17 protein-coding genes and 1 pseudogene are annotated in these 16400 nt (G+C 71.2%); 11 read left to right on the top strand and 7 right to left on the bottom strand.

Annotated elements, in window-relative coordinates; translation table 11 throughout:
* Positions 1-123 precede the first annotated feature (123 nt).
* The 7 genes from ACIBO2_RS39655 to ACIBO2_RS39625 all read left to right on the top strand — a co-directional run bounded on the left by ACIBO2_RS39655 (position 124) and on the right by ACIBO2_RS39625 (position 7553).
* Entirely contained in the window at positions 124-1575 is a 1452-nt protein-coding gene (locus ACIBO2_RS39655; protein WP_358535474.1) for an FAD-linked oxidase C-terminal domain-containing protein, read from the top strand.
* Positions 1575-2768 (top strand): FAD-binding oxidoreductase, encoded by a 1194-nt coding sequence (locus ACIBO2_RS39650; protein ID WP_397303645.1) that lies wholly within the window; start codon positions 1575-1577, stop codon positions 2766-2768. The genes ACIBO2_RS39655 and ACIBO2_RS39650 overlap by 1 nt, the downstream gene beginning before the upstream one ends.
* A gap of 27 nt (positions 2769-2795) precedes the next feature.
* A complete protein-coding gene (locus ACIBO2_RS39645) occupies positions 2796-4013 on the top strand; it encodes a heterodisulfide reductase-related iron-sulfur binding cluster (protein WP_358535470.1) in 1218 nt (405 codons plus the stop codon).
* A gap of 19 nt (positions 4014-4032) precedes the next feature.
* Positions 4033-4785 carry an IclR family transcriptional regulator gene (locus ACIBO2_RS39640; RefSeq protein WP_358535468.1) on the top strand — a complete coding sequence of 251 codons (753 nt, stop codon included), beginning with the start codon at positions 4033-4035 and terminating at the stop codon, positions 4783-4785.
* A gap of 221 nt (positions 4786-5006) precedes the next feature.
* Positions 5007-5360 carry an IclR family transcriptional regulator C-terminal domain-containing protein gene (locus ACIBO2_RS39635; protein WP_358535466.1) on the top strand — a complete coding sequence of 118 codons (354 nt, stop codon included), beginning with the start codon at positions 5007-5009 and terminating at the stop codon, positions 5358-5360.
* A gap of 4 nt (positions 5361-5364) precedes the next feature.
* Positions 5365-5577 carry a DUF2277 domain-containing protein gene (locus ACIBO2_RS39630; RefSeq protein ID WP_225290696.1) on the top strand — a complete coding sequence of 71 codons (213 nt, stop codon included), beginning with the start codon at positions 5365-5367 and terminating at the stop codon, positions 5575-5577.
* Between the two features lie 62 nt (positions 5578-5639).
* On the top strand, positions 5640-7553 hold the full coding sequence (locus ACIBO2_RS39625; protein WP_358535464.1) for a hypothetical protein: 1914 nt from the start codon (positions 5640-5642) through the stop codon (positions 7551-7553).
* Here the strand turns inward: ACIBO2_RS39625 and ACIBO2_RS39620 are convergent.
* Positions 7537-7968, bottom strand: a complete 432-nt coding sequence (locus ACIBO2_RS39620) for a hypothetical protein (RefSeq protein ID WP_358535462.1) — start codon at positions 7966-7968, stop codon at positions 7537-7539. The two genes, ACIBO2_RS39625 and ACIBO2_RS39620, sit on opposite strands and share 17 nt — an antisense overlap.
* A 90-nt stretch (positions 7969-8058) precedes the next feature.
* On the opposite strand from ACIBO2_RS39620, the gene ACIBO2_RS39615 reads away from it, so the two are divergent.
* From ACIBO2_RS39615 to ACIBO2_RS39605, 3 genes are read left to right on the top strand one after another with little or no spacing between them, the layout of a single operon-like run.
* Positions 8059-8736: a response regulator transcription factor gene (locus ACIBO2_RS39615; RefSeq protein WP_358535460.1), complete on the top strand. Its 678-nt coding sequence runs from the start codon at positions 8059-8061 to the stop codon at positions 8734-8736.
* The gene (locus ACIBO2_RS39610) at positions 8733-9971 is read left to right on the top strand and encodes an ATP-binding protein (RefSeq protein WP_397303641.1); all 1239 of its coding nucleotides are present in this window, start codon (positions 8733-8735) and stop codon (positions 9969-9971) included. Before ACIBO2_RS39615 ends, ACIBO2_RS39610 begins: the two co-directional genes overlap by 4 nt.
* Before the next feature lie 35 nt (positions 9972-10006).
* Positions 10007-10321, top strand: a complete 315-nt coding sequence (locus ACIBO2_RS39605; protein WP_358535455.1) for a PepSY domain-containing protein — start codon at positions 10007-10009, stop codon at positions 10319-10321.
* Between the two features lie 47 nt (positions 10322-10368).
* On the opposite strand, the gene ACIBO2_RS39600 is transcribed toward ACIBO2_RS39605, so the two are convergent.
* From ACIBO2_RS39600 to tnpA, 5 genes and pseudogenes are all read right to left on the bottom strand, one after another.
* Complete coding sequence (locus ACIBO2_RS39600) at positions 10369-11037, bottom strand: HNH endonuclease family protein (protein ID WP_358535453.1); 669 nt, start codon at positions 11035-11037, stop codon at positions 10369-10371.
* Positions 11038-11100: 63 nt separating this feature from the next.
* On the bottom strand, positions 11101-12387 hold the full coding sequence (locus tag ACIBO2_RS39595) for a glycine cleavage T C-terminal barrel domain-containing protein (RefSeq protein ID WP_397303639.1): 1287 nt from the start codon (positions 12385-12387) through the stop codon (positions 11101-11103).
* A 325-nt stretch (positions 12388-12712) separates the two neighbouring features.
* Positions 12713-13363 (bottom strand): annotated as a pseudogene (locus tag ACIBO2_RS39590) (FAD-dependent oxidoreductase); the annotation flags it as partial.
* 181 nt (positions 13364-13544) lie between these two features.
* Positions 13545-13733, bottom strand: a complete 189-nt coding sequence (locus ACIBO2_RS39585; RefSeq protein ID WP_358535447.1) for a sarcosine oxidase subunit delta — start codon at positions 13731-13733, stop codon at positions 13545-13547.
* Between the two features lie 427 nt (positions 13734-14160).
* Positions 14161-14577: an IS200/IS605 family transposase gene (gene tnpA / locus ACIBO2_RS39580; protein WP_358535445.1), complete on the bottom strand. Its 417-nt coding sequence runs from the start codon at positions 14575-14577 to the stop codon at positions 14161-14163.
* A gap of 31 nt (positions 14578-14608) precedes the next feature.
* Here tnpA and ACIBO2_RS39575 point away from each other — a divergent pair, with 31 nt between their 5' ends.
* A complete protein-coding gene (locus ACIBO2_RS39575; protein ID WP_358535443.1) occupies positions 14609-15886 on the top strand; it encodes a transposase in 1278 nt (425 codons plus the stop codon).
* 47 nt (positions 15887-15933) lie between these two features.
* On the opposite strand, the gene ACIBO2_RS39570 is transcribed toward ACIBO2_RS39575, so the two are convergent.
* On the bottom strand, positions 15934-16296 hold the full coding sequence (locus ACIBO2_RS39570; protein ID WP_214638474.1) for a phosphomannose isomerase type II C-terminal cupin domain: 363 nt from the start codon (positions 16294-16296) through the stop codon (positions 15934-15936).
* Positions 16297-16400: the final 104 nt, after the last annotated feature.

The raw sequence follows: 16400 nt of genomic DNA, 5'->3' as shown, positions 1-16400 counted from the left end.
TGACCGGGTATGACCAAGGATGGCGGAGAGGCGGATACGACCGAGGATGGCCGAGAGCCCGGTAGGGCCGAGGATGACGGAGAGCCGGGTATGACCGGGGATGGCCGACAGAAGGGGGGCGTCATGGTCGACAAGCCGCTCGACGAGCTGACGGCCGCGCTGCGCGCGCTGCTGCCCGCCGACTCGGTGATCACGGACCCGGTACGCCTGCGCACCTACGAGTGCGACGGACTGACCTACCACCGAGCCACCCCGGGCGTCGTCGTACTGCCCGAGACGGCCGAGCAGATCGCCGCGGTGGTCCGTGCCTGCAACGACTTCGGGGTCCCGTTCGTGGCCCGCGGTTCCGGCACCGGCCTGTCCGGCGGGGCGCTCCCCCGCCAGGACGGCGTGCTCATCGTCACCTCCAAGATGCGCCGCGTCCTGGAGATCGATCTGCCCAACCGGCGGGCCGTCGTCGAGCCGGGCGTCACCAACCTGGCGATCACCGAGGCGGTCCGCGACCAGGGCTACTACTACGCCCCCGACCCGTCCAGCCAGCAGGTCTGCTCGATCGGCGGCAACGTGGCGGAGAACTCCGGCGGCGCCCACTGCCTCAAATACGGCTTCACGGTCAACCACATCGAAGCCTGCGAGATCGTCACCCCCGACGGCGACCTGGTGACCCTCGACCGGATGGACCCCGGCTACGACCTGCTCGGCGCGTTCATCGGCTCGGAGGGCACGCTGGGCATCGCCACCAAGATCACGGTACGGCTGAGCCGCGCCCCGGAGGCCGTCACCACGGTGCTGGCCGCGTTCGAGAGCATCGAGCAGGGCGGGCAGGCGGTGTCGGCCATCGTCGGCGCCGGCATCGTGCCGGCGGCGATCGAGATGATGGACGCGCTGGCCATCGAGGCGGCCGAGGCGGCGGTGTCCTGCTCCTATCCCGAGGGCGCGGGCGCGGTGCTGATCGTGGAGCTCGACGGGCCGGAGCGGGAGGTCGTCCGGCAGTTCGCCCGGCTGCGGGAGATCTGCTCGGGGGCGTTCGAGCTGCGCACGGCCGACGACCCGGCCGAGCGGGCGGCGATCTGGAAGGGCCGCAAGTCGGCGTTCGCGGCCGTCGGCCGCATCAGCCCCGCCTACATCGTGCAGGACGGCGTGGTGCCCCGCACCTCGCTGCCGAAGGTGCTGGCCGCCATCGACCGGCTGTCGGAGGAGTACGGGATCAGGGTGGCCAACGTCTTCCACGCGGGCGACGGCAACCTGCATCCGCTGGTGCTGTTCGACGACGCGGAGCCGGGGGCGGGCGAACGGGCCGAGACGGTCTCGGGCGCCATCCTCGACCTGTGCATCGAGCACGGCGGGTCGATCACCGGTGAGCACGGGGTGGGCGTGGACAAGGCGAAGTACATGCCGAGGATGTTCTCCGCGGACGATCTCGACACCATGCAGCTCGTCCGCTGCGCCTTCGACCCGAAGGGCCTGTCGAACCCGGGCAAGGTGTTCCCCACGCCGCGGCTGTGCGGGGAGGTGCCGGGGGTGCGCAAGGGCGTCCATCCGCTGGTCGCCTCGGGGCAGGCGGAGCAGTTCTGATGAAGATGGACGGGCTGGAGCGGACCGGCGTGACGGTCAGGGAGGCCGGGCCGGACGACGTCGTGGGCGGCGTGCGAGCGGGTGTGGTGGCCCTGCCCGAGTCGGTCGAGGAGATCTCGGCCGTGCTGCGCGCCTGCGCCGAGGCCGGCCTGGCGGTCGTGCCCGTGGGCGGCGGCACCAAGCTGCACTGGGGCCACCCGCCCGAGCGGTGTGACGTCCTGCTCGACCTGTGCTGCCTGAACGAGGTCGTCGAGCACGCCGCGGGCGACCTCGTGGTCAAGACCCAGGCCGGGGTGACCATGGACGCGCTGGCCGACGCGCTCGCCGAGCAGGGGCAGGAGCTGGCGCTGGACGTGCCGTTCGCCGAGGGCGCCACGGTCGGCGGCACGCTGGCCGCCGCGACGGCCGGGCCGCGCGCCTTCCGCTACGGTACGGCCCGCGACCTGCTCATCGGCATCACCGTCGTGCTGCCGGACGGGACCGTGGCCAAGTCGGGCGGCCGGGTGGTCAAGAACGTCGCGGGCTACGACCTGGGCAAGCTGTTCACCGGCTCGTACGGCACCCTGGGCGTCATCGCCGAGGCCACGTTCCGGCTGCACCCGCTGCCCGCCGACCGCCGCTATGTCGTGACCGAGCTCGCCCAGCGGCACGTTCAGGAGGTGACCGCGATGCTGGCCGCCGCACAGGCCGAGCCGAGCGCGGTCGAGCTCGACTGGCCCGGCGGGGACGCGCCGATCACGCTGGCCGTGCTGGTCGAGGGTTCGGCCGCCGGGCAACGGGCCGAGGCGCTGCGCGAGGCCATCGGCGCGGGCGCCGTCACGGACGAGGCACCCGCCTGGTGGGGGCTGGTCAGCGACGACGAGCTCCTGATCGAGCTGCGGTTCCCGCCCGCGCGGACGGGCGACGTCCTGGCGGAGGTACGCGACACCGGGCTCTCGCTCCGCGGCTCGCCCGTCGCGGGCCGGGTCTGGCTCCAGCCCACGGCTGAACCGCCCGCGGACTTCGCGGGTGTCGTGTCCGGCCTGCGGGAGCGCTTGACGCCGCTGGGCGGCCGGGTGACCGTGCTGGCCGCGCCGTACGAGGGCGTGGACCGCTGGGGGCCGGTGAGCGCGCTGCCGCTGATGCGGCGGGTCAAGGAGCGGTTCGACCCGGAGCGCCGGATGTCTCCCGGCCGGTTCATCGGCGGCATCTGAGTGAGCGGTAATCAGGAGGCATCTGGCATGACGTCCGGCGGCATCGACCCCAAGCTGATCAACGACTGCGTGCACTGCGGATTCTGCCTGCCCACCTGCCCGACGTACACGCTGTGGGGCGAGGAGATGGACTCGCCGCGCGGCCGGATCCACCTGATGAAGCAGCACGTCGAGGGCACCCCGGTGACGCCGGAGATGGCCGGGCACTTCGACGCCTGCCTCGGCTGCATGGCGTGCGTCACCGCCTGCCCGTCGGGCGTCCAGTACAACCGGCTGATCGAGCAGACGCGGGCCGAGGTCGAGCGGGTCCACGTGCGCGAGCCGCGCGAGCGGGCGGTCAGGGAGATCGTGTTCAGCCTGTTCCCCTACCCGCGCCGGCTGCGGCTGCTGCGCCCCGGAATGGGGCTGGCCGAGCGGATGGCGCCGTTCCTGGAGCGGGTGCATCCCAGCCTCGGGGCGATGGCGGGACTGGCACCCCGGGTCGGGCGCAGGCAGCGGATACCGCGGCTGGTCCGGGCCAGGGGACCGCGCCGGGCCGTGGTCGGCATGCTGACCGGGTGCGTCCAGGGCGAGTTCTTCCCCCAGGTCAACGCGGCCACCGCGCGGGTGCTCGCGCTGGAGGGCTGCGACGTGGTCATCCCGCCCGGCCAGGGCTGCTGCGGGGCGCTCAGCGTGCACTCAGGGCGCGAGGAGCAGGCCAGGCGGCTCGCGCGGCGCACGGTCAGGACGTTCACCAGGGCCGGTGTGGACACGGTCGTGGTCAACGCGGCCGGGTGCGGGTCGTCGATGAAGGAGTACGGCCAGCTGCTGGGCAGCGAGCCGGGGTTCCGCGTGCTGGACCTGTCGGAATTCCTCGTCGAGCTGGGACCGGTGGCGGATCGGCATCCCCTGCCCGTCACGGTGGCCTATCACGACGCCTGCCACCTGGCCCACGCCCAGGGGATCCGGGCCCAGCCGCGCGAGCTGCTGAAGGCGATCCCGGGGCTGGACCTGCGCGAGGTGCCGGAGTCGGCCATCTGCTGCGGCTCGGCCGGGACGTACAACATCTTCCAGCCCGAGGCGGCCCGCGACCTGGGTGACCGCAAGGCCAAGTCGGTGGCCTCGACGGGCGCGGAGCTGCTGGTGTCGGCGAATCCGGGCTGCACGATGCAGATCGCCGCCGCGATGCGGCGTGGCGGCGCGCGGATCAGGGTGGCGCACACGGCCGAGGTGCTGGACGCGTCGCTGCGCGGGGTTTCTCTTTGACCGGACGGGGGTTGGGCGGGTGAGCGTGCAGTCTGTCGAGCGGGCGCTCGACGTGCTGGAGGCGCTGGCCGAGCACGGTGGCGAGGCGGGGCTGTCGGAGATCGCGGCAAAGACCGGGCTGCCGTTCGGGACGATCCACCGGCTGCTGCAGACGCTCCTGGCCCGCGGCTACGTACGCCAGGAGTCGGACCGGCGCTATGCGCTGGGCGGCGGGCTGGTGCGGCTGGGCGGCATCGCCGAGAGCATGGTCGGGGTGTGGGCGCGGCCATACCTGTCGAAGCTGGTGTCGCTGTCGGGTGAGACGGCGAACCTGGCGGTGCTGGAGGGCGACTTCATCGTCTATGTGGCGCAGGTGCCGTCGCCGCGCAGGCTGCGGATGTTCGCGGAGGTCGGGCGGCGGGTGCTGCCGCACAGCACGGCCGTGGGCAAGGTGCTGCTGGCCGGGCGGCCGGCGGAGGAGGCGGTCGCGGTGTTCGTACGGACCGGCATGCCGCGCCGTACCCCCAACACGATCACCGACACCGACGGCATGCTCACCGAGCTCGGCCTGGTCAGGGACCGCGGTTACGCCATGGACCTGGGTGAGGAGGAGCTCGGCGTGCACTGCCTGGCCGTGCCCGTGCACGACGGGAACCGGGTGGTGGCCGCCATGTCGGTCTCGGGCCCGGCGGAGCGGATCGACGCCCTCGACCGGGAGGAGCTGGCCGGGGCCATGCGGAAGCTCGCGCTGGACTTCGGCGCCGAGCTCAGCCCGATGGCCGGCGGGAGCTGAAGCATTAGTCTGTTGCGCTATGAGCAACACGTCCGTTCAGTCGGTCGATCGGGCCATCGCCATCCTGGAGATCCTGGCGCGGAGGGGGCGACGCGGGTGACGGACCTCGCCGTCCAGCTCGACGTGCACAAGTCCACGGCCTTCCGGCTGCTGGCCGCGCTGGAGCAGGGCGGGCTGGTGGAGCAGAGCGGTGACCGCGGCCGCTACCGCCTCACAACTGGGTGGGCCAGCGCACCCCCTCGCACGCCACCTCCAGCGGCAAGGTGCTGCTGGCGTTCGGGGCGCTGTGGCTGCCCGCCGAGCCGGCGCGTTTCACGCCCTCGACGCTCACCGAGGCCGGGCGGCTGGGGCTGGCCGAGATCAGGGAGCGCGGCTGGGCCACCACGGTGGAGGAGCTGGAGGTGGGCCTGAACGCGGTGGCCGCGCCGATCAGGGGCAGCGACGGCTCGGTGGTGGCCGCGGTGAGCGTCTCGGGGCCGTCCTACCGGCTCACGCCCGAGCGGCTGCCCGAGGTCGGGGCGCTCCTGGCCGAGGGCGCGAGGGAGATAAGCCAGCGCATCGGCTATTACCGTTGACGGCATGTGTAGAAGCATCAAGACCCTGCGCCCGCCGTACACCGAGGACGTGACGGAAGACGACGTACGGGCGGCGGCGCTCCAGTACGTACGCAAGATCTCCGGGTTCCGCGCGCCCGCCGCGCACAACGCCGAGGCGTTCGACCGGGCCGTCGAGACGATCACCAAGGCGTCGGAGGAGTTGCTCGCGGCGCTGCAGGTGCGCGGAGGGCGTTGACACGATCCCCCGGTGGGAGAAGTGTCCCCTGTAACCGCATCCATCTCGCCAGGGGGCACCCCGTGATCAGTGGGCTGTATCAGGGTACGGACGGAGACTCGCGCCTCGAACTCCGGGTGGATGTGGACGGGGCGCGGCCCACGGGGCGGGTGAGCGGGGACCTGTTCACCACGGCCGGCGCGACCACGTCCTATGCCGGCTCGTTCGTGGTGAACACGGCCGCGGCGGTGGCCGAGGGCGCGGGGACGAAGATCACCGGGCGCGGGACGTTCTCCTTCGACACCCCGGCCAAGGACGTGACGGTCGCGATCAGCGGCACGGTGGGCACCGCCCAGGTCGCCGGTCAGAGCTATCAGCTGACGTTCTCCGGCCGCCACTTCCGTACCGTGCTGCTGGAACAGGACTCGGTGGCGGGCACCGAGCCGTTCGAGAGGTACGACACCGGGACCCTGCCCGGCCCGACCGGCTCGCCGGCGAGGGAGCTGAGCGTGGCCGCCGCGTACGACGAGGCGGGGATCCGCCTGACCATCAACCCGCCCGGGGTGATCCCGGTCGACGGGTCGGGCGCGGACCTGGCGTGGGACGACGCCGAGCTGCATCACGCGATGACGCAGCAGTTCAGCGCGTTCGGGGACGTACCGGCCTGGCGGGTGTGGCTGCTGGTGGCCAGCAAGCACGTGGGCGGCTACCGGGGCATCATGTTCGACTACGACGACGCGCATCAGCGGCAGGGATCCGCGGTCTTCTACGACGCGATCAAAGGCCGGACCCCGCAGGCGCAGCGGGCGCAGCTGCGCACGTACGTGCACGAGCTCGGCCACGCCTTCAACCTGCTGCACTCGTGGCAGAAGAACCTGGGCAACCCACCCCAGCCGCTCGGCCCGAACGGCGGCTTCGGTGACCTGTCGTGGATGAACTACGTCCAGAACTACCAGCCCGGCGGCGAGCAGGGCTACTGGGCCGCCTTCCCCTTCCAGTTCACCGACCCCGAGCTCGTCCACCTTCGCCATGGTTTCTACCGGGACGTGGCCATGGGCGCCAACGCCTTCGGCACCGGCGCCGCCGACATCGCGCCCTTCGAGCAGCCGGTCGTGGACCAGTCAGGGCTGCGGCTCGAACTGCGGGCCAAGGAGTCGTTCGGCTTCGGCGAGCCCGTCGTGGTGGAGCTGAAGCTGTCCACGGCCGGGGAGCCGCGCACCACGCACGGCCACCTCCACCCCGACACCGAGTTCACCCAGGTCACCATCACCCAGCCGACCGGCAGGACCGTGCTCTACCGGCCGATGATGCGGCACTGCGTCGACAGCTCACCCGACATCCGGCTCGACTCGGGCAACCCGGCCATGTACCGCAGCGCCTACATCGGGCACGGCCGCGACGGGCACTACTTCCAGCAGCCCGGCGAGTACCAGGTGCGCGGCCAGTACATCGCCGCCGACGGATCCCGCATCGTCTCCCCCGCCTGCCTGGTCAAGGTGCGCTACCCGGTCGGCGCGGACGACCACCGGGTGGCCGAGCTGATGCTCGGCGACGAGCAGGGCAAGCTGTTCTCGCTGCTCGGCTCCGACTCGCCGACGCTGAGCTCGGGCAACCGGGCGCTGGACGAGGTGATCGGCAGGTACGGCGGCCACCCGCTGGCCGTCTACGCCCGGATGGTCAAGGGGCTCAACGCCGAGCGGGAGTTCAAGGCGATCACCGCCGCCAAGCACGTACGGATCCGGCCACCGGACCTCAAGCAGGGCATCGAGCAGCTCACCGCGGTGGCCCGTGACGCCAGCGTCGACAACATCACCCTGAACATGGTGCTGCGCCGCCTGGCCAGGGCCGAAGCCCGGCAGGGCGACCTCGATCGGGCGAACGCGGTGATGGACAAGATGGTCGCGCTGTTCCAGGCCAAAGGGGTCAACCCCATCGTCATGGGGCAGATCAGACGGCAGGCCGAGCTCACGAAGGCGGCCCTCAGCGCGGAAGCATGACCGGCTGGTCGCCCGAGCAGCCGATCCGCACTTCGACGTCGGTGCCCTCGTCTTCGTCGGCGTCGAACTCGACCCTGGCCTCCTGCCGGGGGCCCGGGTCGACGTCGTCGACGGAGTAGCCCTGGGCGGGGCTCCACGAGCGCAGTGTCACCCGGCCGCCCGCGCAGGAGGCGATCACGGTGCCGCCGGCCGTACGGAGGACCTTGTCGCCACGCGGACCCGCGGACGCCTTCGGGGCGGCGGTCCCGGGCGGCCGCACAGGAGCGGTGGCGAGGGCGGCGCGGATCTCGCTCTGGCTCAGCACCCGCCCGGACGTGCCGGTGAACACTCCGCCGAGCAGCCCGAGCACCGCCACGGCCGCACCCGTCGCGGCGAGCGCGGTGGCGGCCCAGGCCAGCACGAGTCGCTTCACCACGCCAGCTTCCCCCCTCTCCGGATAAGGCCGGGTTAACGCCACGATAAGGCGGCCCTGCCCATGTCCTGGCACCCTCTACCGTTGCCATATATGGCTGACATCCTGCTCATCGAGGACGACGTGGCGATCCGCACGGCGCTGAGCCGCGGGCTGCGGGAGCTCGGCCATGCCGTCTCCTCCTCCCCCACGGCCCTGGACGGGTTGCGGCTGGCCGTCGAGGACCGGCCCGACCTGATCGTGCTCGATCTGGGGCTGCCCGACCTCGACGGCGTGGACCTGCTGCGCATGCTGCGGGCGGTGAGCCGGGTGCCGGTGATCGTCGCCACCGCCCGTGACGGGGATGCCGAGATGGTGCCGGTGCTCGACGCGGGTGCCGACGACTACGTGGTCAAGCCGTACAGCTCCGCGCAGCTCGACGCCCGGATCAGGGCTGTGCTGCGCCGCGCGGGCGACTCCGCGCCCGAGCCGCTGGAGGTCGGCGCGCTGCGCGTCGACCCGCGTGCGCGGGTCGCCACGATCGGCGGCGAGGAGCTGGACCTGACGCCGCGCGAGTTCGACGTGCTGCGCTACCTCGCCGCCCGGCCCGGCGAGGTGGTCACCAAGCGGGAACTGCTGACCGAGGTGTGGCAGCTCCCGTACGGCGGGGCGGACAAGACCGTCGATGTGCACCTGTCGTGGCTGCGCAGGAAACTGGGCGAGACCGCCGCGGAACCGCGTTATCTGCACACGGTGCGAGGCGTCGGGGTCAAGCTGGTCGAACCGTCATGAGGCGCTGGCTGGCGCTCCTGGTGGCCGCGACCACCTCGGTCGTGCTGATCGCGCTGCTGGTGCCGATGGCGCTGCTGATCCGCTCCGTGGCCCAGAACGGCGCCATGAACCGCGCCACCGCCGCCGCCGAGTCGGTCGCCGTCGCGGTCGGCACGCCCGACCTGGAGCTCGCGGTGGCGAAGGTCTCCTACCCCGTGACGGTGTTCATGCCCGACGGGCGGACGCTCGGCCAGGCCGCGCCCCGCTCCGACGCGGTACGGCTGGCCACCACCGGCCGTAGCGTCACGGCCGAGGCCCCGGGCGGCAGGGAGGTGCTCGTCTCGGTGCGTTCCCCGGAGGGAACGGTGGTGATCAGGGCGTTCGCGGACGAGGCGGAACTACTGCGCGGGGTCCGCGAGGCGTGGCTGGCGCTGCTGGTGCTCGGCCTGGCGCTGGCGATGCTGGGCATCGTCCTGGCCGACCGGCTGGCGCTCGCCGTCACCAGGCCGATCGACGGGCTGGCCAAGGTCTCGCACCGGCTGGCGGGCGGCGACCTGGCCGCGCGGGCGGAGCCGGGCGGCCCGCCGGAGGTGCGCTCGGTGGCGCTCGCGCTGAACCACCTGGCCGGGCGGATCCACGACCTGCTGGCGGCCGAGCGGGAGTCGGTGGCAGACCTGTCACACCGGCTGCGCACCCCTCTGACCGCTCTCCGGCTGGATGTGGAGTCGATGCGCGACCCTGAGGAGGCGGAACGCGTCGGGGCCCGCGTGGACGCCCTGGAGCGGGCCGTCAGCGCGGTCATCACCGACGCCCGCCGCCGCGCCGCCGGCCTGGAGGAGTGCGACGCGACGGCGGTGGTACGGGAGCGGGTGCGGTTCTGGTCGGTGCTCGCGGAGGATCAGGGACGGGCCGTCGAGGTGGACCTTCCGTCCGGCCCGCTCCCTGTGGCGGTCCGCGCGGAGGACCTCGCCGCCTGCGTGGACGCGCTGCTCGGCAACGTGTTCGCGCACACTCCCGAAGGAGCCGCCCTGTCCGTACGGCTGGCGGCCCGCCCTCCCGGAGCCGTGCTGACGGTCTCCGACGAGGGCCCCGGCTTCGACCAGGCGCTCCTGGAGCGCGGCAACAGCGGAGGCGGATCCACCGGGCTCGGCCTGGACATCGCCCGGCGCACGGCCGAGGACGCGGGCGGGCGGCTGTCGGTCTCGGCCCCGTCCGGGGGCGGGGCGGTAGTGGAGGTGACGTTAACCGGGGCTTAGCGCGGCCTTACCGACGATCACGATTGCGTAGGGGCATGAACACAATCACCAAGTTCGTCGCAGCGGGTGCCGGAGCCGTCGTCCTCGTCGCGGGTGGCGGTGCCGCCTACGCCGCCGCCACGACCACCGCCGCGGCTCCCAAGGTCACGGCCGAGCGGGCCATCGAGATCGCGCACCAGCAGGTTCCCGGCGCGTGGGTCAAGGAGGTCTCCTACGACGGCCGCGGGAACCGGCCGGACGTGTGGGAGGTGGAGGTGGTCAAGGGCAACGTGGACCACGAACTCGACGTCGACGCGGCCACGGGGAAGGTCCTGGGCCAGAGCACCGACCGTACGGACGACGACGACTGACGCGCCGGCCGGGTGCGCCTCCTCTTCGAGGCGGCGCGCCCGGATCGTCAGCAGGAGTCGAGGATGCCGGTCATCGCGTCCTTCTCACCGGTGGTCAGCCACAGGTCGTACTTCGCTTTCACGTCGATCTGCTTGGCGATGTAGGTGCAGCGGTACGCCTTGCGCGGCGGCAGCCAGGTCGCGGCGTCGGAGTCGCTCTTCTGGCCGTTGAGCGGCCCGTCCACGGCCATCAGGTTCATCGGGTCGTTGGCGAACTCCTTGCGCTTGTCCGCCGTCCACTGCTGCGCGCCCTTCTGCCAGGCGTCCGACAGCGGGATCAGGTGGTCGATCTGCACGGCGGTGCTGGTGTCCTGGCCGCGCTTGAACGTGATGGTCTTGCCGCTGTAGGGGTCGTTCAGCACGCCGGTGAGGACGATGCAGTCGTGCGTGCCCGACTTGAACGTCTCGTCCTTCAGGTCGCGCTTCAAAATGTCGTTACGCGTGTCGCAGCCGTTGTGGTCGACGTCCGCCCATGCCGGGCCGAACTTCTCCCGCTCGAAGCCGGTACGCGGCGCGCGGCCTTTGACGGCGAGCTTGGCCAGCTTCTTGCGGGCGTCCCCCACGTCGGCCGACGAGGCCTTGCCCGTGTCGGCTTTAGGTGTCTGCGCATCCAGCTGCCCGCATCCCGCGAGCAATCCCACTGTGGCCAAACCGGCCAAACCCACCCGAAGCCGCACGCTCCACCCCCAGACTCAAGTTTTCGTAAAGTCTAGGTAGAGCAATTACCCCTAAGCGCCTATTTATCCCTCAAGTGCGTCAAGCAACCATTCGGCGAGGTAGGCGGCGTAGGACGAACGCACGTAGATCCGGTAGCCGCCCTCCCCCGCCAGTCGTTCGAGGAGTACGGCCGCCTTGCCCAGCAGCGTCTGGGCGTGCCCTGGGAACACCGCCGGGTGCAGGTCGATCGGGCAGCCGGTGATCAGGACGTCCAGCGCGCCCGGCCCCATGAGCTCCAGCACGGTCCGCTGCCCCGACACATCCACCCAACCGGGCCGCTCTTCGGCGCCACCCGACGCGTCCACCCTCCCGGGCCGCTCGTCGGTGTCCTCTGTCACGAGCCACCAGTCGGGTCCCAGCCGCAGCCCCACTCCCGGATCAGCCCCGCGAACCTCCCACATCCGCACGAAGGGCAACTCACGCAGGCATACCCGCTCGGAACCGGCGGCCTCAAAGCGGTCGGCGAACGCCGCCGCCGGGCTTTCCTTGCGGCAACCTTCCACCCGCCCGGCGACCGGCCGCACAGCCGGGTCACCGTCGCGCCGGGTGTTGCCGGGGTCGTAGAAGACCGGCTCGACCACCGTCACGGGCACGGCCGCCTCCCCCGACACCGCCGAGACCCGGTCGCCGACGGCCACGCCGCGGACCATGGCCAGGCTGAAGCTCCGCCCCAGCGCCGCGCTCAGGTAGCTGGAGGTCACGTGCCCCAGCATCGGCCCGGTCTGGCCCACAACCTGGGCACCCTCCGCTACGAACGCGGCCGGATCGTCGGCGAGCAGCCCCACCAGCCGCTTGCGCCCCTCGCGGGCGGTGTCGGGCCGCGCATGCGAGCGCTTGCCCACGAAGTCGGGCTTGCGCTTCGACACCAGCCACGACATGCCGAGGTCCTGCGGGGTGACCGTGCCGTCGGTCTCCTGGCCGACGATGGCGAACCCCTTCTCGGCCCGCAGCACGTGCATGGTCTCGGTCCCGTACGGCACCGCGCCCAGGTCCAGCACGGTCTCCCAAAGCGACCTGCCGTACCACCAGGGCACGTTGACCTCGTAGGCCAGCTCGCCGGAGAAGCTGATCCTGAACACCCGCCCGTCGACGCCCAGCACACTGGTGGCCGCGTACGTCATGAACGCCAGCTCCTCGGCCCCCGGCGCGATCAGCCCGATGATCTCCCGCGCCTTCGGTCCCACCACCGCGACCGTCGCCCAGTGGTCCGTCACGGACGTGAACGACACCTCGAGCCCCGGCCACTCGGTCTGCCGCCACTCCTCCAGCCAGTCGAGCACGGCCGCCGCGTTGCCGGTGGTCGTGGTCATCAGGTAGTGGTCGTCGGCCAGGCGCGTGGTCGGCCACGGTCACATCTCGATGCAGATCGGCGAAGGCGTCGGTGGACAGCGGGTCCACCACCCAGAGCGCCGCCGGGGGCCGCAGGGGGAGCTCGTCGGTCTCCGGTACGCGGAAGCCGCCTCCCTGCCTCTTGCCCGTCGGCCGGGCCGCCTGGCAGCCCGCCGCGTAGCCGTCCTGGATGGCCTCAGCGATGCCGTAGCGGCCCCGGCAGGCGCCGGCGGAGCGTTCGGCCTGGGCGGAGACGCCGGGCACGAACGCCTGCGCCTCCTCGTCGAACACGGTCCGGCCCTGCGACTGGCTGAACAGGTGGACGACCGGGTTCCAGCCGCCGGCGACGGCCAGCAGGTCGGCCTCGAAACGCCGCTCACCGACCAGGACCTCGGTGAGCACACCGTCGGCATCCGCCACGGTCCCCGTGACTGTCCCAGTGACGATCTGCTCAGCGAACTCGTGCTCGTCGGCACCGGCTCGCGGGCGCGGATCGATGATGGCGGCGATCTCGACCCCGGCCGCCCGCAGGTCGCGCGCCGCCTCGTAACCCGAGTCCGTACAGGCGAAGACGACCGCCCGGCGGCCGGGCCGTACGCCGTAGCGGTTGACGTAGGTGCGGGCGGCCGAGGCGAGCATCACGCCGGGCCGGTCGTTGCCGGGGAAGGCGAGCGAACGTTCCTGCGCGCCGGTCGCCAGGACGACCTGGGCCGCGCGCAGATGCCACAACCGCTCACCCCGGGGGCGGCGCTCGACGGCCACCACGTAGTTGTGGTCGTAGTAGCCGATCGCCGTGGTCCTGGTGAGCACCCGGACGTCGGGCATGGACGCCAGCTGGGCGCGTACCAGGGCCACCCAGTCGAGCGCGCGGGCGCCGTCCAGGCAGACCCGGCTGTTGAGCAGGTCGCCGCCGAGCCGGGGCTGGTCGTCGACGAGGATCACCCGGGCGCCCGCCACCCCGGCGCTGAGCGCGGCGGCCAGCCCGGCGGGGCCGCCGCCGACCACCAGGACGTCACAGTGCAGGTAGCCCTTGTCGCGGAGGCGAGCGTGTCGCCGGGATGCCCCTCCATGCGGCGACCGTCGAAGCTGAACGACAGCACGACGGAGCGGTCCACCAGACCGCCCGTGTCCAGACGGGTCATGGCGCCTTCCAGAACTCGTGGGTGGCGGTGTGCCGCCGGAGCGTGAACCAGGTCCGGCAGCCGTGCACGTGGAACCAGCGCTCGTCGAACCAGCCCTTGGGGTTGTCCCGCAGGAACACGTACTCGGCCCACTCCGCGTCCGTGACGGTGGCGGGCGTCTCGGGGTAGGCGATGCCTGGCTCCAATGATCACCAAACGAGGCCGGCTCACCATGCGCCCTCCGGTTGTTCCCTAATACGCAACAAGCACCGGACTACGCACCGAACATAGAGCCCACCGAACCCCCGGACAAGGCCCCGGCAAGGTCACATGTCGCCCAGGTATGGGCCTACCGAATGGCCACCGGCTCTCGGCCGGACCACGGACGGGGCCCAGAACGCGCACGTCACGCCGCCCAGCGCGCTCCACCGGAGGAGCGTGTCCCTGGACAGAGCCCGGCCCCGTGCGGGGGTGGGGTTCGCCGGGCCGGCCGCAAAAAGGATCCCGCCTTAAAAGGCGGGACCCCTCACGACGGGAGAGCCAGGCGACCACCGGGTTGCGGGGCAGTGCCCCGACCTTCAGGCCGGGGGGTGAAGGCCCGCGCGGGAGTGCCCGCCAGGGCGCGAGGGTGCTCTAACTTGGCTGGTTTTGCTGCTCGATGTACTGGCGCACGATCGACAGGGGTGCGCCGCCGACGCTCCCGGCGAAGTAGGAACCCGACCACAGCTTGTTCGCGCGGTAGTAGTGGGCGGCCAGTTCGGGAAACTCCTGGCGCATTCGCCGGGAGGCCACACCCTTGAGCGAGTTGACCAGCTTGGACAGGGCGACCTTCGGCGGGAAGTTCACCAGCAGGTGGACGTGGTCGTGGCCGCCGTTGAACTCGGTCAGTTCGGTCTCGAAATCCGCGCACACGTCCCTCATGATCTCTTCCATTCGGGTCAAGTGGGTGTCGGCGAACACCTTATGCCGGAACTTCGTCACGAAAACCAAATGGGCGTGGAGAACGAAAACACAGTGCCTACCAGTTCTGATGTCGCCAGTTTCAGCCATAACCCAATACTAGATCGGCTAGGATTCAGGGGTGAGCGGGCCGGAGGTGGTCAAGCGGCAGCGCGGGCATAAAGCCCGCCTGGAGCTGACCTGCGCCCAGTCCGCGCTCCTGGACGAGCAGGCATCCGCCGCGATCACCCTATGGAACTGCCTGCACGCCTACTGGACGCACTTCCCCAGCAGAAGACCGACGCTGGCCCAGGCTGATCAGGCGATCCGCCAAGCCCGCGCGGACTTCCCGTTCCTAGCCGTACTGCCCGCCCAAGCCGCCCAAGCCGTCCTGAAAACGTATCGGCAGGCGTGGGAGAACTTCTTCAACCCCGATCACCCCGCCCGAAAGCCCACGTTCAAGTCCAAGAAGAACCACCCTCAACCGGCGGTCGATGTCCCCCAGGCCCGCAACATGCGCATCGTTCGCCTGTCAACGCGGTGGGGCGCACTCACCCTGCCGATGGTCGGGCGAGTGCGGTTTCGATGGACCAAGGACCTGCCCGGCGTCGGGAAGAACTCTCCTGCGGGCAAGGTGACCGGCGGACGCCTGATCAAGGACGCGTTCGGCTGGCAGATCGTGTTCCGCACCGAAACCCTGCACGCGCCCGCCTGCGCGCATCAGGGCCCACAAGTCGGGATCGACCGAGGCATCAACGTCGCCCTGGCGTTGTCCGACGGCACCATGCGCGAACACGGCGACTGGCTCACTCCCGGCGAGAAAGAGCACCTGCGCCGTTTGGAGAAGAAGTCCGCCCGCCAGCGCGCGTCCCGGCCGAACAGGACCCGCCCCTCCCACCGAGAGCGGCGCACCTACGACCAGATCGCCCGGCTCCGCGCGAAAGCCAAGCGCAGGGCCATCGACTGGCAGCACCAAACCACCACCGAACTCGCCGCCACCTTCGCCGTGATCAAGGTGGAGAAACTCCAGATCGCGAACATGCTCCGCTCCGCCAAGGGCACGATCGACGCCCCCGGCAAGAACGTCACCCAAAAGGCGGGGCTGAACCGCTCGATCAGCGGCCAGGCGTGGGGCCGGACCGTCACCCTGCTCGAATACAAGACCACCGACCATGGCGGGCAGGTCGTCAAAGTCCCCGCCCCAGGCACCTCACAGACCTGCCACCGATGCCACCACCGCGACCCGGCCAGCCGCAACGCAACCGTATTCGCCTGCGTCAACCCCGCCTGCGGATGGGTCGGCCATGCCGACACCAACGCCGCGATCAACATCAACAACGCCGCTGGACTAGTGGTGTCAGGACGTGGAGACCTCGGGAGTACCCGGTCTGCGAAACATCAACCCCCGCGCGCCGCCTAACCGCCACGCGACGGGAGAACCCCCGGCCCTAAGGGCCGGGGAGGAGGTCAAGAGCGCCCGTACGAGTCCTCAAGGCGCTCGATGTCGTCCTCGTCGAAGTGACCGAAGGCGATCTCGAGGATCCGCGTCGCGGGCCCGGACGAGCTGAGCCGGTGCGTCTGCCCCTGCTGGATCAGCACCCGATCCCCCACAGCGGGCTCGATGCGCTTCCCGTCCACCTCGAACACGCACCCCGGGTCGAGCGCCACCCACAGCTCGGAGCGGTGCTCATGACGCTGCAGGCTCAGCCGTTGCCCTGGCGAGACCTCGATGATCTTTACGGTGGACACCTCGTTGAGGGTGAACCGCTCGAATCCACCCCACGGCCGCTCATCACGGATCACAGCCGCCAGCCTGTCGATGTCCTGCATCGCCCCTCCATGGAAAAGTCACGCCATAAACCCGCGCTCAAACTACCAGGCGTCCCCTGACCAGGCGGTAAGCGGCCTGGCACCGCACGGCCGGACGACGCACG

This window comes from Nonomuraea sp. NPDC050022, from assembly GCF_044460705.1.
Taxonomy (GTDB): Bacteria; Actinomycetota; Actinomycetes; order Streptosporangiales; family Streptosporangiaceae; genus Nonomuraea.
This window is presented reverse-complemented; position numbering and strand designations above follow the sequence as displayed.

Coding starts and splice junctions, on each gene's coding strand:
- ACIBO2_RS39645 (WP_358535470.1), top strand. CDS start 2,796: ATGACGTCCGGCGGCATCGACCCCAAGCTGATCAACGACTGCGTGCAC.
- tnpA (WP_358535445.1), bottom strand. CDS start 14,577: ATGGCTGAAACTGGCGACATCAGAACTGGTAGGCACTGTGTTTTCGTT.
- ACIBO2_RS39630 (WP_225290696.1), top strand. CDS start 5,365: ATGTGTAGAAGCATCAAGACCCTGCGCCCGCCGTACACCGAGGACGTG.
- ACIBO2_RS39595 (WP_397303639.1), bottom strand. CDS start 12,387: ATGACCACGACCACCGGCAACGCGGCGGCCGTGCTCGACTGGCTGGAG.
- ACIBO2_RS39605 (WP_358535455.1), top strand. CDS start 10,007: ATGAACACAATCACCAAGTTCGTCGCAGCGGGTGCCGGAGCCGTCGTC.
- ACIBO2_RS39655 (WP_358535474.1), top strand. CDS start 124: ATGGTCGACAAGCCGCTCGACGAGCTGACGGCCGCGCTGCGCGCGCTG.
- ACIBO2_RS39610 (WP_397303641.1), top strand. CDS start 8,733: ATGAGGCGCTGGCTGGCGCTCCTGGTGGCCGCGACCACCTCGGTCGTG.
- ACIBO2_RS39650 (WP_397303645.1), top strand. CDS start 1,575: ATGAAGATGGACGGGCTGGAGCGGACCGGCGTGACGGTCAGGGAGGCC.
- ACIBO2_RS39570 (WP_214638474.1), bottom strand. CDS start 16,296: ATGCAGGACATCGACAGGCTGGCGGCTGTGATCCGTGATGAGCGGCCG.
- ACIBO2_RS39615 (WP_358535460.1), top strand. CDS start 8,059: ATGGCTGACATCCTGCTCATCGAGGACGACGTGGCGATCCGCACGGCG.